The organism is Streptomyces sp. YIM 130001 (genome assembly GCF_003574445.1).
Taxonomy (GTDB): Bacteria; Actinomycetota; Actinomycetes; order Streptomycetales; family Streptomycetaceae; genus Streptomyces.
This window is the reverse complement of sequence record NZ_KZ984549.1, coordinates 191,699-205,514: the sequence shown is the minus strand read 5'-3', so window position 1 is coordinate 205,514 and position 13,816 is coordinate 191,699. Positions and strand designations below refer to the sequence as shown.

13 protein-coding genes are annotated in these 13,816 nt (G+C 70.3%); 3 read left to right on the top strand and 10 right to left on the bottom strand.

Annotation, left to right across the window (positions count from 1 at the left end):
* Positions 1–8: 8 nt before the first annotated feature.
* A complete protein-coding gene (locus tag DSC45_RS04005; RefSeq protein WP_119287149.1) occupies positions 9–1,199 on the bottom strand; it encodes an AAA family ATPase in 1,191 nt (396 codons plus the stop codon).
* Positions 1,200–1,332: 133 nt separating this feature from the next.
* Between DSC45_RS04005 and DSC45_RS04000 the strand changes: the two genes are divergently transcribed.
* Entirely contained in the window at positions 1,333–1,902 is a 570-nt protein-coding gene (locus DSC45_RS04000; RefSeq protein WP_119287147.1) for a DinB family protein, read from the top strand.
* Between the two features lie 58 nt (positions 1,903–1,960).
* On the opposite strand, the gene DSC45_RS03995 is transcribed toward DSC45_RS04000, so the two are convergent.
* The 6 genes from DSC45_RS03995 to DSC45_RS03970 form a co-directional block, all read right to left on the bottom strand.
* The gene (locus DSC45_RS03995) at positions 1,961–2,281 is read right to left on the bottom strand and encodes a small hydrophobic protein (protein ID WP_119287145.1); all 321 of its coding nucleotides are present in this window, start codon (positions 2,279–2,281) and stop codon (positions 1,961–1,963) included.
* A 54-nt stretch (positions 2,282–2,335) separates the two neighbouring features.
* A complete protein-coding gene (locus DSC45_RS03990) occupies positions 2,336–2,560 on the bottom strand; it encodes a DUF6458 family protein (RefSeq protein WP_119287143.1) in 225 nt (74 codons plus the stop codon).
* Positions 2,561–2,699: 139 nt separating this feature from the next.
* A complete protein-coding gene (locus tag DSC45_RS03985; protein WP_119287142.1) occupies positions 2,700–3,419 on the bottom strand; it encodes a cupin domain-containing protein in 720 nt (239 codons plus the stop codon).
* 145 nt (positions 3,420–3,564) lie between these two features.
* On the bottom strand, positions 3,565–4,140 hold the full coding sequence (locus DSC45_RS03980) for a DinB family protein (RefSeq protein ID WP_119287140.1): 576 nt from the start codon (positions 4,138–4,140) through the stop codon (positions 3,565–3,567).
* Between the two features lie 176 nt (positions 4,141–4,316).
* The gene (locus DSC45_RS03975; RefSeq protein ID WP_119287138.1) at positions 4,317–5,261 is read right to left on the bottom strand and encodes an alpha/beta hydrolase; all 945 of its coding nucleotides are present in this window, start codon (positions 5,259–5,261) and stop codon (positions 4,317–4,319) included.
* 273 nt (positions 5,262–5,534) lie between these two features.
* Positions 5,535–6,002, bottom strand: coding sequence for an SRPBCC family protein (locus DSC45_RS03970; protein ID WP_119287136.1), 468 nt, complete (start codon positions 6,000–6,002; stop codon positions 5,535–5,537).
* A 355-nt stretch (positions 6,003–6,357) separates the two neighbouring features.
* Here DSC45_RS03970 and DSC45_RS03965 point away from each other — a divergent pair, with 355 nt between their 5' ends.
* Both DSC45_RS03965 and DSC45_RS03960 read left to right on the top strand, forming a co-directional pair.
* The gene (locus DSC45_RS03965) at positions 6,358–7,086 is read left to right on the top strand and encodes a GntR family transcriptional regulator (protein ID WP_119287134.1); all 729 of its coding nucleotides are present in this window, start codon (positions 6,358–6,360) and stop codon (positions 7,084–7,086) included.
* Between the two features lie 119 nt (positions 7,087–7,205).
* Positions 7,206–8,213 (top strand): 1-aminocyclopropane-1-carboxylate deaminase, encoded by a 1,008-nt coding sequence (locus DSC45_RS03960; RefSeq protein WP_119287132.1) that lies wholly within the window; start codon positions 7,206–7,208, stop codon positions 8,211–8,213.
* A 50-nt stretch (positions 8,214–8,263) separates the two neighbouring features.
* Here DSC45_RS03960 and DSC45_RS03955 read toward each other — a convergent pair whose 3' ends face one another.
* From DSC45_RS03955 to DSC45_RS03945, 3 genes are all read right to left on the bottom strand, one after another.
* A complete protein-coding gene (locus DSC45_RS03955) occupies positions 8,264–10,099 on the bottom strand; it encodes an ABC transporter ATP-binding protein (protein ID WP_119287670.1) in 1,836 nt (611 codons plus the stop codon).
* 77 nt (positions 10,100–10,176) lie between these two features.
* A complete protein-coding gene (locus tag DSC45_RS03950) occupies positions 10,177–11,889 on the bottom strand; it encodes an ABC transporter ATP-binding protein (protein ID WP_119287131.1) in 1,713 nt (570 codons plus the stop codon).
* A 230-nt stretch (positions 11,890–12,119) separates the two neighbouring features.
* The gene (locus tag DSC45_RS03945) at positions 12,120–13,565 is read right to left on the bottom strand and encodes an NCS2 family permease (RefSeq protein ID WP_119287129.1); all 1,446 of its coding nucleotides are present in this window, start codon (positions 13,563–13,565) and stop codon (positions 12,120–12,122) included.
* Positions 13,566–13,816 lie beyond the last annotated feature (251 nt).

Sequence of the window (13,816 nt, the reverse complement as noted above, 5' to 3'; positions counted from 1 at the left end):
CTCGCCGCTCAGAGTCGGTCCTGCACGAGGCTGGCGTCGACCCCGAGTGCCTCGGTCAACACCCGGGCATGCACGGCACGCTGACGGCCCATCACGCGCTCGGCCGTGCCGCGTCCAGGAGTCCGGGACTCGCTCAGCAGTTTCTCCAGGCGCTTGCCGGCCTTGTTGAGCTTCGTGAGCGCCTCCCTGATCGCCCAGTCGCTCAGCGCCTCCCGGGACTGCCCCGTCCTCGCCTCCAGTTCGGTCTCCAACTCGTCGATGGCATCGGCGAGATCGAGCGCTTCCCTGGCGTCGGGATTGACCAGCTGCAGTACTTCGCGCTCCACGGTCGGACGCTGCGCGGGGGAGTCCCACAGGACATGCGTGAGGACCGACAGATCGGACGAGTCCACCGACTCCCGCCCGTCCAGGAACGCACTCGCCTGCAGCAGCCGGACCGACTGCCGCCAGCGCCGGTCCGATGCGATCAACTCCTCGCGCCGCAAGGCCGCACGCAGCGTGCACAGGGCGTCCACGATCGCATCCGGGACCACCACGGCCGGTACGGCCTCGGCCACCGCATGCTGCAGTTCGGCCAGCTGTACCGTGGTTCTCGTCGCAGCGGCCGCCGAACTGACCGCGGACCGCACCAGACCGGCGAAGTTCGACGGATCGGCGAGATAGCCCACCTCGAGGCGGACCAGGAGCCGGTCGTAGATGGCGGCGCTGTCGTCGCCCGCCGGAAGTTCGTTGGAGGCGGTGATAGCGCTGATCAGCGGGCAACGGATCGGCTCGCCGCCGTTCTCCGGGTGGTATATGCGCTCGTTGAGCAGACCGAGCGTCTCGTTCAGCGCCGCCGTGGAGCACTTGAAGATCTCGTCGATGAACGCGATATGCGCGGTCGTCGCGCGCCCGTCGAACACCTGCCGGTACTCACCACGACTGAGCGCCGCCACGTCGATCGGACCGAACATCCGGGTCGGCGCGGTGAACTTGCTGAGCAGGATCTCCCAGTAGTTCGCGCCCTCGATCCGGCCCGTCAGCTCGCGCGCCAGCTCGGACTTGGCAGTGCCGGGCGGGCCGATCACCAGCGAGTGCTGTCCGGCCAGCATCGCCACCGTGAGCGTACGGATGACGTCGTCCCGCTCGTAGAACAGGTCCGACAGTTCAGCCGTGACCGACCGCAGCCGCTCCGCCGTCCGCCGCGCATCCATCGCCATCTCTCCCCCTCGACCGCCTCGACCGCCTCGACCCGCAATCTACGCCCCGGCCTCGATCACCTGACCAGCCCCTCCCGCCCACGGCGGGGTCCGGAGCAAACCCGGTGGCGCATCCCCTCGGCCACGCACAAGTATGGGCGGCATGACTGACCAACCCGAACGATGGACCCGGGCGACCGTCTACCCCGACATGTGGACGGACCCCGACAACGACCCTCGTGAGACCGACGGCGACGGCCCCGAGGGTGAGCTCGCGACGCTCGACGACTACCTCACCAGCTACCGCAAAACGCTCCGGATGAAGTGTGAGGGCCTCGACGCCGAGCAACTGGCCCGCCGTTCGGTCCCGCCGTCGACCATGTCACTGCTCGGCCTGATCCGGCACCTCGCGGAAGTGGAACGCGACTGGCGCAATTGGATCACCCTCGGCGAACCCGAGCCCAAGATCTACGGAGTACGGGACGCGGACTTCGACGGCGCCCTCGGCGATCAGGCCGTGGTGGACGCTTCGTACGCCGACCTCGAGCGTGAACAGGCAGCCACCGATGCCGAATTGGCGCGGCACGAGGACCTCGGCGCCCGCATCGGCCGCGAGGAGATCGCGGTCCGCGAACTCATGGTGCACCGGATCGAGGAGTACGCCCGGCACTGCGGCCACGCCGACCTGCTGCGCGAATGCGTCGACGGACGCGTCGGGCAGTGACGGGCCGCCGGACGCGGGGGCGGCCCGGTACCGTGCCGATCGCTCCGCGGCCGGTGACTCAGGCGAGTGGGCCGGCGCCCGGGCTCGCGGCGATCAGCACGATCGCCAGGACCGTGTCGACGATGCCGAGCACGATGGCGACCAACGCGGCCACGGGTTTCCGGCGGCCGCCGCCGCGCACTGCACGGCGTGCGGTGCCGAGGCCGGCTCCGCGCCCGCCCACCGCCGAATAGCCGCAGAGTACGGCGAGCGGACCGCACACGATCGGCAGGGCGAAGAGACCGATCGCGCCGAGGACCGCTCCGGCGATCCCCAGCACGCTCCGGTCCGGGGTGCGGTGATGGGTGCGGTGGTGCATCGCCTGGGTGAGGCGTGCCATGGGTGGTCTCCCTCCCGTTCACGCGCGACTGCGTTCTCTGCCGGCGGTGGGGTCTCACTCGTAGTAGCGGTGGTCCTGCTCGACGACCGGGGCCGCCGGCGGCGGTGCCTGCATCTTGCGGCGCTTGAAGATACTCACGTACGAGCACACGCCGATCAGGCCGACGACCATCATGATCAGGCCGACGATGTCGAGATTGACGCCCTGCATCTCCCAGTCCACCGCCAGCGCGAGGATCGCACCGACGGCGAGCATGACGAGGCTGGCTCCCATTCCCATGAGAAGTGCCTCCCAACGGGTCTGGAATGCTTGTTGGTTGCGGACCAGAGGCGAGTACCCGTGGCAGAGGGGCTCATTCCGGAACAAGGCACAGTGGGGAGCGAGTCCCGGCGGACGGTGCGGAGAATCAGTCCGGACGTCACTCGGTCCGGTAGACGTCGAGACGGCCGCACATGCCGAACTTGCCGTGTGCGGCGGGGACTTCACTGCGCACCACGGCGTCGGCCAGATGCCCGGCGTCACCCGCGGCCAGCCGGTCGAGCTGCTGGGCGGTGGCGGCGTTCGCGGCTGCGGCCCCGGCTTCCCATCGCTTGCGCCAGGCGTCGACCCGGTGCCGTACGAGACGTGCTGCCGCCTCGTGGAACGCGGGCAACTCGTCCGGGTGTTCGCGAAGTCGGACGTATCCCTCGATGGCGAGGTCCCGGCGTGCCCGCGCCGCGCGTTCCTGGTCCGCCTCGGGTGCTTCCGTGGGGATCGCGGTGGCCGCAGCGTAGGTGTCCGGGTCGGCCAGATACTCCGCCGGGAGCGTGAGCACGGCGTCCCCGGCCTCCGGCAGCCCGCTGTTCTGCATCAGCACGACGATCTGCAGGGCGCCGTCATCGTTGACGAGTCGGTGGATGGTGCCGGGGGTGAACCACGCGACGGTGCCCGGCTCGAGCGTGGTCCGGTCGAAGCCCGAGGCGGTGAGGGTCTGGACCGCACCTCGCCCGCCCATGACGACATAGCCCTCGCTGCACGTGAGATGCAGATGGGGCGTACCGCCGCACAGTCCGTCGCTTGCGGGCCAGTCGTACACGGACAGGTGGGACACGGCGACGCCGCCGGGCAGTCCGTCGAATCGTTGAGCGGTCGCTGCCACTGCAATCTCCAACTCGGGCTGAGGAGTGGGGTGATGTGGGCGGTCGGCGAGTGGTACTGGGCATCGAGGCCTCGGGACTCCCGTGCCGCCCGGTCGGGCTCGCGTGACGGTAAGCGCTTTCTGTACGGGTTCGAACCTAAGCGGGCTACGTACGCCGGTCAACAGGCACCTGTACGGATCCGTCCTGCCGGAGGTAGAGATCGCGCAGCAGGGAAATCTCGGCGCCGTGGTGGATCAGTTCTCGGTTGACGTGCAGGACGATGCCTTCCATGGGAACCCGCTCGGGACCCACCGTGGGCGGATTCTCCAGGTCGGTGTCCGAGAGCGCGCCGACCCCCGCGTGCCACCTTCCGTACATCTCGTCGAGCTGGTGCAGCGCCTCGTCAGCGGTCCCCGCGTAGGCGAATGTCGCAGAGTCGACGTCCTGGCCGCCGAAGTGCCAGCCGACTCGATAGCCCAGGCAGGAGACGATGATGTGCGCCAGCCGCCAGGCGATCGTGGTCACCGGCGGCGGTACCGGTGCGGGGGACGCGAAATCCATTGTCCATTCCCCCGACCCCTCCGACATCGGTGGGGCCGACGTGCCACGCGGGCGAATGCTCCAGCAGCCAGGCACCGGCTCCCAGAGGTACTCCCCATCGGTAAGACCGCGCAGCCGCGGTCTCAGATTCTTCTGCCAGTGCCGGTCCAACTGGTCCGCGATTCGCTCGCTTCTTGTCATTTCCGCACACTACTGACAACGGAGATGGCTACGCCCCTCACGGACGCCGTTGCCGGCTGAGTGGGCGCTGTGCCAGAGCCTTCGACCTGCACGTTGGTGACGCGAAGACGCGTGGGGCGCGCTCCGGCGGACCGTGGGTGGGGCGGCCACGGTCCGCCGTTGTCAGTGCGGGGCCGTCACGGGCGGTCGTTCAGCGGGAGTCGGTCGAGGATGGCGGCAGGCTTCTCCGGGGCGAGGAGGAAGCCGACGTGGCTGGTGGGCAGGGTGTGCACGTCGTACGGGTTGTCGGGGGTGAGGGCGTCGGCCTCGGCGATCAGCCGGTCCTGCATGGCGACGGGGAGTGAGCGGTCCTCGCTGAGCCTGATGTACGTCCGCGGGACGGTTCCCCAGGTGCTCGCGTGCGCTCGGGCGTCGGAGGTCATCACCGCCATCGACTCCTCCGGTTGCAGGATGTTGAGGAAGGCCATGAACTGCGCGTCGGTCCCGTCCGCCATCATCGCCTCCTTCGCGGCGGCGAGCAGATTCGGGTCGGACGTACGGTAGTTGGCCCGGCCGACGCCGAGAGCTGCGGGATCGCCGACGTTCAGCGGCGCCAGGGGTGCGAGCAGGCTGCCGGCGAATTCCGGTTCCGTCATGTAGGCGACCGGGTTCGGGCGCTCCACGCAGGACCAGGCGGAGATGTAGACGAGCCGGTCGACCAACTCGGGTACCGAGTTGGCCACTCCGGTGATGGTGGTGCCGCCGAGGCTGGCGCCGACCAGGACCACCGGTCCGTGCTCGGCGAGCCGGCGTACGACATCGACGACCAAGTCGACGTTGTCCTGCAGGGTGACGCCCGCGAGCGGAGAGGGCTCGTGCGCCCATGCGTCGAGGTCCTGCGGTGCCTGGTAGTGGGTCGAGTACTGCGCGTCGCAGCCGTGTCCCGGCAGGTCGACGGCGTAGCTGCGGCGGCCGAGCAGGGCGAGTTCGCGCTGCACCGGGGCCCACATGAGCGAGCTGGAGCAGGAGCCGTGCACCAGGACGAAGGTGGGGTCCGTGGACCGATCGCCGCGCGGGTTCGAAGTGCCTTGAGGGCGGGCCGAGTTGGCCGTGGGGGCGGTGTTGCCGGGGGAAGATGCCATACCTGTGGGTCCCATGTTCGTCGGAGTGTCGCGGCGGGAGTGGTCGACCGGCTGAGCCGTCGTCGCACGCTGCCGGGACGGTGGGTGAAGTGGAGCCTGCGCCGGGCGCGCGGCTCGCAGGCCGCGAGCTGCCGAGCCGCCCCTCGAGTGACACTCGAGCGGCCACTCAATCGGCGCCGCACACACTGTGGTTGGTGTGGTGCGGCGGTCAGACGGTCCGGCGGCGGACGTACATGTGAACCATGCGCGGCAGCCTACCTCGCCACGCCGGACTCAGGGCCGTCGCTCCACGTACGACGCCAGGTTGGCGAGAGAGGAAGCGATGCCGGCCTCGTGGTCGGACTGGCTGATACCGGACGGCACATCGGTCGCCGAGACACTCACCTCGGTCCCGTCGCCGGCGCGGGTGAGCTCCCAGGTCATGGTCATGGTGCCCGCGAACGCGGGGTCGTCCGCCTCGAACACCGCCTGCTGCACGACGCGTTCAGCGGGCACGAGGTCGGCAAAACCGATGTCCACGACGTCCGTCGCGTCGGAGGTCTTGCCCGGGCTGCCGGCGGGATCCAGGTAGGTGAGCACCATCCGCAGCCCGCCGCCGGGCCGCGGGTCCCACCGCTCGATCCGGCCGCGCATACCGTCCGGCGGCAGCCATGCCTCGAGGGCTTCGCGGTCGACGAGGGCGGCGTACACGGACCCCGGCGGTGCGGCGATCAGTCTGGCGGCGCGGTCGATTCGGGGCATGGCCGAATCATAGGAGGGGCGAGGTCGCCGAGCGTTCGCAGCGTGCTCGGCGGGTCGCACGGTGACTCCGGTGCGGTCGTCTCCGGGCGGCGGGGAGGACGGCCGTGCAACTGGTCGTTACCGCGGGCCCCTTGACCCGCGTGTCTGCCCCGCCGGAGGACTGAAGGGCGGCGTCCGGGTCGGGGTTTCGGGGAAGAGTGTGACGCTGCCGGAGAACTGCGATCTGCGGATGTTCGCCGTGGGGCTCGGCCGGGCGCGGGCCCGACGGCCCGTCCGCCCCAGGAGTCGCTCTGTCTTCGGTAAGAGCCGGGAACTGTCCTTGACAGGTTCCGGCATGCGATGCGCAATATATTGCATGCCGGTTCCGGAGAGTCGAGGTCTCGTATCCAGGTCGCTCCTGCGGGAGAACGCGTACCGGGTGATCCGCGACGCCATCGTCGACGGCACCCTCGCACCGGGGGAGCGGCTCAACGACCCTGACTTGGTGGAGTGGTTGGGCATCAGCCGCACTCCGGTCCGGGAAGCTCTCGGACGGCTCGAGCAGGCCGGCCTGGTACGGACAAAGCCCGGGCGCTACACGATCGTCAGCCCGCTCGACAGCCGTGCGGAGCGGGCTGCTCAGTCGGTGACGGCCGCCATGCACCAACTCGCCGTCCGTGAAGCGCTTCCGGACCTCTCGGCGGCCGAACTCGATGCCATGCGGGAGGCGAACGCCCGGTTCGCCCGCGCTCTCGCCGACAGCGATGTGGATGCCGCGCTCGCCGCCGACGACGCGTTCCACGACGTGGCGGTGACTGCCAGTGCCAATCCGGCCGTACGGTCCGTCCTCGACCAGTTCACCCCGGTGTTGCGCCGAGTGGAGCGACTGCGGTTCGGCTCGCTCGGAGGCCGTGGGTCCGTCGCGCAGCACGAGCTGATCATCGCGTTGTGCGCGGCCGGGGACGTGGACGCAGCGGCGGCCGCCGTCCACGCCAACTGGCAGACTCTCGCGCCGTTGCTCGACGCCGTGCCGCTGCCCGACCAGGAGGACCGGCACGGCCCCGCCGGTCCCGGGGAGGGCGGTCGCGGGCGTTCGGCGCCCTGAGTGGTCCCTGGCTTTCGTCCCCGTCGCAGCCTCGGCCTGTCCCGGTCCGCCGTCCCGCCCCGCCCCGTCCCGCCCCGTTCCCTCCCGCCCCGTCCCGTCCCGCAGGTGAAGGAGTCGTCATGTCCCTGGCCGATTTCGAGCGTTTCCCGCTGCTCTTCGGTCCCAGCCCGGTCCATCCGCTCGACCGCCTCAGCGGCCGCCTCGGCGGCGCCCGGATCTGGGCCAAACGCGAGGACTGCAACAGCGGTCTCGCCTTCGGCGGCAACAAGACCCGCAAGCTCGAGTACCTGGTGCCGGACGCCTTCGCGCAGGGCGCCGACACGCTGGTCACCATCGGCGGCATCCAGTCCAACCACACCCGTCAGGTCGCCGCCGTCGCGGCCCGCCTCGGGCTCAAGGCCGTCACGGTGCAGGAGAGTTGGGTCGACTGGCCGGACGCCGTCAACGACAAGGTCGGCAACATCCTGCTCTCCCGCATCATGGGCGCCGAAGTCCGCCTGGTCCGCGCCGACTTCGGCATCGGCTTCAAGGACGGCTGGAACCAGGCACTGGACGACGTACGGGCCGCGGGTGGCACTCCCTATGCCATCCCGGCCGGCGCTTCCGACCACCGGCTGGGCGGTCTCGGCTTCGCCAACTGGGCCTACGAGGTGGAGCAGCAGGAACGCGAGCTCGGCGTCTTCTTCGACACCGTCGTGGTGTGCAGCGTCACCGGCAGCACCCACGCCGGAATGATCGCCGGATTCGCCGGCCAGGACCGGCCGCGGCGTGTCATCGGCATCGACGCCTCCGCCAAGATCGGCGACACTCGCGCCCAGGTCGCGAAGATCGCCCGCAGCACCGCCGAACTCATCAGCCTCGGAAGGGAGTTGCGCGACGACGAGATCACCGTTCTGGAGGGCTGGGCCGGTGAGTCGTACGGTGTGCCGGTCCAGTCCACGGTGGATGCCATCAGGCTCTGCGGCAGCCTCGAAGGCATGATCATCGACCCCGTCTACGAGGGGAAATCGATGGCCGGCCTCGTCGACCTGGTACGCAGCGGCGACATCCCCGCGGAGTCCAACGTGCTCTACGCCCACCTCGGCGGCCAGCCCGCGCTCAACGCGTACAGCGGCGTCTTCGACTGACCGGCCGCCGGCCACCCGCTCCGCCTGCGTTCTCGACGGACGGGACGGAGTCAGCGAGCCCCCGACCAGGCCTCCCACAGTTCCGCGTACGGCCCGGCTTCCGCGCAGAGATCGGCGTGCGTGCCGTTCTGCACGATGCGTCCGTCCTCCATGACGACGACACGGTCGGCGGTAGCGGCCTGCGTCAGGCGGTGGGCGACCACGAGGGTCGTGCGGCCGGCGACCGCGCGCTGCGCCGCCTTCTCCAAAAGCCGCGCTCCGGTACTGCCCGCCTCCGCCGTGGCCTCGTCGAGTACGGCGACGGGCGGGTCGGCCAGTACCAGTCTGGCCAGGGCGAGTTGCTGCACCTGAGCGGCGGTGAGGCGATGCCCGCCCTCGCCCACCACGGTGCTCAGTCCGTCGGGCAGAGCAAGAGCCCAGTCGAGGGCGTCCACGGTGGCCAGTGCCTCGTGGACGTCCTCGTCGGTGGCGTCGGCGCGGGCCAGGCGCAGGTCGTCCTCCAGCGGGCCGGCGAAGACGTGGGTCTCCTGGGTGATGAGCGCAACCGGCGGACCGTTCGACGCGAATCCGCTGCCGGTCAGCCGTACGGTGCCGGAGGCGGGCTGGTGCACGCCTGCAACGAGTTTGGCGAGGGTGGTCTTGCCTGCGCCGCTCGGCCCCACCAGGGCGACCAACTCGCCCGGGCGCAGCGTCAGATCGACGTCACGCAGCACCGGACGTCCGGGTTCGTAGGCATGGTTCAGGTCCGTCACGGTGACGGTGACGCCGGGTGCGTCCGTCGCCTCGCCGGCCTCGACGTGCTGGGCCGACTCCGCCCGCTGCTCCTCGCCCACCGCGTCAGGCGTCCGCCCGTCCGCCGATGTCTCGGCGGTGCGCTTCGAGGTCACTCCGACGATGCGGGCCAGCGAGGCGTTCGCGGACTGCGCGTCGTCGAGCAGGACCAGGGCCTGATTGACCGGGCCGAAGAGACTGTGGAAGTAGAGCGCCGCCGCCGTCGCCGTACCGATCGAGACCGAGTCGGCGCGTACGAGCAGGAATCCCGTGACGAGTACGGCGGCGAGCCCCGCGTACTCGGCGACGTGCAGGCGGTTGTAGAAGTCGAGCACCAGGCGGACGCCGCGCATGGTGAGGCCGACCGCGGTGGACGAGCGACGGGTCACCAGTTCGGTGTGCTGCTCCTCGAGCCGGAAGGCCCGCACCGTGCCGGCGCCGGCGACCGTGTCGAGCAGCTGCTGCTGCTGGGCACCGGTGGCGATGCGCTGCTGCGCGTAGAGCGGGACGGCTCGGCGTACGTACCAGCGGGCGGTGTGGGCCTGGACCGGCACCGCGATCAGCGCGGCGATCAGGAAGCGCCAGTCGAGGGCGGCCATCGCGGCCAGCGTGAGGACGATCGCGAGGACGGACCTGGCGAGTTCGGGCAGCGCGGAGCGCACTGCCTCGCCGACCATCGACACATCACGGGTGACGCGGGCGGTGAGGTCGCCGGCCCCGGCCTTCTCGACCTGTCCGATCGGCAGCCGCAGCGCGTTCGCCACGAAGCGTTCGCGGAGCCGGGCCAGGACGCTTTCGCCGAGGTGGGACACGAGCGACAGGCCGAGCGCGGTGGCGCCGCCCTGGGCCAGCGCGACCAACACGAGCAGGACGACCGGCAGGGTCAGGGCGTCCGGCGAGTGCTGCTCGGCGACCAGGTCGACGATGCGTCCGAGGAGCGGCTGGATCAGCAGCCCGATGCCCGTCGCCGCGACCATCACGGCGAGTCCGGCGAGCGCCAGACCACGGCGCGGCCGCAGCAGCTCGCGGACCGCGGCCCAGGTCTCGCGGCCGGTCGCGGTGGGCAGCAACTCCCTTTCGCCGTCCGGCTTCCGGGTGGGGCCGGGCTCCGGCATCAGCGTGTCCGTTCCGGGAGTGGGTGATGCCTGCGTGTCCGGGTCCGTCCGGCCGGTGTCCTGCGGGGAGGGGAGGGTCACGACAGCACCGCCGATCGGTACACCTCGTGCCGGGCGGCCAGTTCCGCGTGGCTGCCGGTGTCGGTGACCCGCCCGTCGACGAGCAGTGCCACCCGGTCGGCGACGGCGAGCAGGGCGGGGCTGGTGGTGACGAGCACGGTGGTCCGGCCGGTGCGCAACTCCCTGATCCCGGTGGCCACATCCGCCTCGGTGACCGCGTCCACCGCGGTCGTCGGGTCGTGCAGGACCAGTACCGGACGGTCGGCGGCCAGGGCACGGGCCAGCGCGACGCGCTGCCGCTGCCCTCCGGAGAGCGAGCGGCCGCGCTCGCTGACCGCCGATTCGGCGCCCCGTGGCAGCGTACGGACCACCTCGGTGACGCCGGCCGCCGCCATCGCACGATCCGGTTCCGCCGAGCCGTTCGCGGCAGCGGTGACGTTGCTGTGCACGGTGCCCTCGAAGAGGTCCGCGTCGTGTTCGGCGACCAGGAGGTGGGTGCGCAGTGCTGCCGGATCGAGGTCGCGCAGCGACACTCCGTCCAGTTCCACGGTGCCCTGCTCGGGGTCGGTCCCGCGGGCCAGGCATCGGATCAGATCGGTGGCGTGCGCCGGGTCGGTGGCGGCCACGCCGAGCAGCTCGCCCGGTGCGACGGCCAGGTCGAGGGCGTCGAGGCCGCCGTGCCCGACGCCCGTGAGACGGAGGGCGCCGGCCACCGGTTCGGCGGGCGCGGGCAGCGCGCTGCCGGTGTCGCTGACGGAGGAGACGGTGGGAGATGTGCCGAGTACGTCCGCGATCCGGGCGGCCGAGGCGCGTCCCTGGGCCAGTTCGGCGTTCACCCAGGCCAGGGTCTGCAGTGGGCCGAGCAGGAACAGGGCGAGGCCGACGGCCGAGACCAACTGGCCGAGGCTGATGCTTCCTTCGGCCGCGAGACGTCCGCCGACCAGGGCCACCGCGGCGATCAGAAAGCCGGTGAGAGCCAGGACGGTCCCGTTCTGCAGAGCCTGGGCGCGCGCCGCCCGCAGCGTCGCCCGCAGTGACTCCCGGCTCGTGGTGCGGTAGCGGGTCACGGCGGTCGGCTCGCCGCCGATGCCCTTGAGGATCCGCAGGCCGGCGACCAGGTCGGCGGCCACCGCGGACGCGTGTGCGGCTCGCTCCTGCTCGGCGCCGCTGCGCGCTTCGAGCGGTTTGCTCAGCAGGTGCGCGAGCCCGAGCAGTACGGGGGTGCCCAGGAGCACCACGAGTCCCAGTGTCACCGAGGTGCGCAGCAGGACGAAGGCGCAGGTCAACAGGCCCATCAGGGCCGAGGTGCCGATCATCAGGGCCATGATCGAGACGCCGACGCGTTTGGCGTCCTCGGTCGCGATGTTCACCAGGGCACCGGGAAGTCTGCCCCGTTCCGTACCACCGCCGGGGGCGATGACCCGCTCGACCAGGGTGACGCGCAGCTTGTGCTCGGCGCGGGTGGCGGCGAGGTCGCCGTTCCAGGCGCCGAAGCGGAAGCTCAGCGCGAGGCCGACGTAGACGACGGCGAGCACGACCAGCCAGAGCACCAGGGCTCCGGTGTCGGAATCGGTGACCGCGTTGTCGATCACCACACCGATGAGGACGGGGACGAGCGCTTCGCCGATCTGGTGACCGGAACCGAGCAGTGCGCCGACGGCGACCCTGCCCCGCTGCGCGCGGACGGCATGGCGCAGTACGCCCCGCCCCGACGGTTCTGCCGGAACCACCCCAACTCCTCCGGGATCGAGCACCCCCACCTGCGGAAACAGTGTGAGCAAAACTTAGGCAAGGCTACTCTAAGCACCTACCGCCGGCCCAGGCCGGGGTGCGTCGAGCAGCCCGCGCGATGCCCTCGGAGCGGGGAGTCGGCCCGGGCAGGAAAGTACGAAGGGGCGCCCCGGCCGTCGGCGCATTCCAGGGGCGCCCCTTCGTACGTCTCACACCGCGAGCGCCCGGGTCACTTGAGCCCGAGGATCTGCTCCAGCGGATCGATCGCGAAGTACAGCACGAACAGCGCCGCGGTACCCCACAGCAGCCAGTGCACCTCACGGCCCTTGCCCAGGAAGGCCTTGATGAGCACGTACGAGACGAAGCCGGCGCCGATGCCGTTGGTGATGGAGTACGTCATCGGCATCACGGCGATCGTCAGGAACGCGGGGATGGCGAGGTCGTAGCGTTCCCAGTCGATGTGCTTGACCTGGGTCATCATCAGGAACCCGACCGCGACCAGAGCCGGCGCGGCCGCCTGCATCGGCACCAGGGTCAACACCGGGGTGAGGAACAGCGCCAGGGCGAACAGTCCGCCCGTGACCATGTTCGCGAAGCCGGTACGGGCGCCTTCACCCACACCCGCGGCGGACTCCACGTAGGCGGTCGCCGACGAGGCGGAGGCGGCGCCACCGGCCACGGCGGCGGCACTGTCGATGAACAGCACACGTCCGAGGCCCGGTACCTGCCCGCGCTCGTCGAGGAGTCCGGCCTCCGCGGTGACACCGACGACGGTGCCCATGGTGTCGAAGAAGTCGGAGAGGATCAGCGTGAAGATCAGCAGGACGACCGTCAGCACGCTGACCTGACCGAAGGCGCCGAACAGGTCGAACTGGCCCAGCAGTCCGAAGTCCGGCGACGCCACGGCGTTGTCGGGCAGCGTCGGGTTGGTCAGGCCCCAGGTCTTGACGTCGGCGATCTCGTTGATGATCACCGCGAGGACGGTCATCGCGGCGATGCTGATCAGGATCGCGCCCTTGACCTTGCGTGCCAGCAGGACGACGGTCGTCAGGACGCCGAGGCAGAAGACGAGCATCGGCCAGCCGGTCAGCGTGCCGGTGCCCAACTGGACGGGCACGGTGCTGTTCGCGGCGTCCGGGACGCGGGAGACGAACCCGGAGTCCACGAAGCCGATGAACGCGATGAACAGGCCGATCCCCACACTGATGGCTTGCTTGAGTGCCTGGGGGATGGCGTGCATGACGGCCTCGCGCAGGCCGGTCATCACCAGGACGGTGATCAGCAGTCCCTCGAGGACGATGAGGCCCATCGCGTCGTTCCAGCTCATCAGCGGAGCGACCTGGTACGCGACGATGGCGTTGATGCCGAGACCTGCGGCCAACGCGAGCGGCAGGTTGCCGCCGACGCCCATGATGATGGTCATCACCGCGGCCACCAGGGCGGTGGCGGTGGCGATCTGAGTGGAGTTCAGCTGGTTGCCGAACTTGTCCTCGGCGCTGCCGAGGATGATCGGGTTGAGGACGAGGATGTACGCCATGGTGAAGAACGTGGCGAGACCGCCACGTATCTCCCGGCCGTAGGTCGAGCCGCGCTCGCTGATCCGGAAGAACCGGTCGAGCGACCCTCCGGATCCGGCCGGAGCCGAGCCGGGCGGCCTCGTCGTACTGGTCTGCATATGCGCGTCTCCTGGACGTATACAGGATCGGGGGAAGTGGCCAGGCGTCGCGCCCGTGCCATTCGCGGCCGTTTTTCGCGCGAACGTGTATGCGACACCTTGCGGGCGGATCATACGCGTCCGTCGGGATTTCTCAATCGGCAGCCGATAAACGGCTCCCGGGGCCGCGGATTGTCCCGTGGGTTCCTACAGGATTGGCTCCGACCTATCCGTCCAAAACGGGGTGCAATCGACAGGCACACTTGGAGATT